This is a genomic window from Vibrio sp. A8-1, from assembly GCF_013048685.1.
GTDB lineage: Bacteria > Pseudomonadota > Gammaproteobacteria > Enterobacterales > Vibrionaceae > Vibrio > Vibrio metschnikovii.
On the sequence record NZ_VHTC01000118.1, the window covers coordinates 1 to 645 of the forward strand.

Below are 645 nucleotides of genomic sequence, written 5' to 3' on the forward strand. Positions count from 1 at the left end.
GCTCAATTATTCCAGCATTGTGGGATCGGTCAACATGATCGTGAGGATCGATAACTTAAAGGGGAATAGTGTGCGTACGGTCATACTTTTTGCCAGCCAGGCAGCCCCACCAACAGAGCTTTAAGCTGCTTCGCGGCGACAGGGGTCACCCCATCTTGGTGATGACGGGGCCAATCTTGAAAGCGGCCTTTGCTCAGGCGTTTATTGATTAACCAGAAGCCAGAGCCGTCATAACATAATGCTCTAAGCATGGTTTGACGGCGGTTGGTAAACACAAACAGGGTTCCGCTACGAGGCGACTGTTTTAGCTGATGACGACACAGGGCGGCGAGTCCATCAATACCACAGCGAAAATCGGCTGGTTGAGTCGCAAGCAGGATTTTACTCTCAGCAGTCAGGTGGATCATTTTACTTCTCCTGCTTCTTGTATCAGAGCTCGCAATAAGTCAGGAGAGACAAGGCCGCTGATACGGATCTGACTTGAATTAGGAAGAGTGAGCTGAAGGCTCAGGTCTGATTTAGGTAGTAAATCAGGCTCTATCTGTAACGGAACAAAATCAGGAGCGGACGACTTAACGGGAAGTTGCTTGCGCCAGTCATTGAGCTGGGTGGTGCAGATCCGTAGTGCTTTGGTCACGTGACTGA

General features: G+C 50.1%; 1 protein-coding gene and 1 pseudogene. Both read right to left on the reverse strand.

Annotated elements, in window-relative coordinates; all coding sequences use genetic code 11:
• Positions 1-80: 80 nt before the first annotated feature.
• Positions 81-407 carry an IS66 family insertion sequence element accessory protein TnpB gene (gene tnpB, locus FKN93_RS17510; RefSeq protein WP_004393962.1) on the reverse strand — a complete coding sequence of 109 codons (327 nt, stop codon included), beginning with the start codon at positions 405-407 and terminating at the stop codon, positions 81-83.
• Positions 404-645, reverse strand: a pseudogene (locus FKN93_RS17515) (hypothetical protein); the annotation flags it as partial. The pseudogene FKN93_RS17515 and the gene tnpB, both read right to left, overlap by 4 nt.

Coding starts and splice junctions, on each gene's coding strand:
- tnpB (WP_004393962.1), bottom strand. CDS start 407: ATGATCCACCTGACTGCTGAGAGTAAAATCCTGCTTGCGACTCAACCA.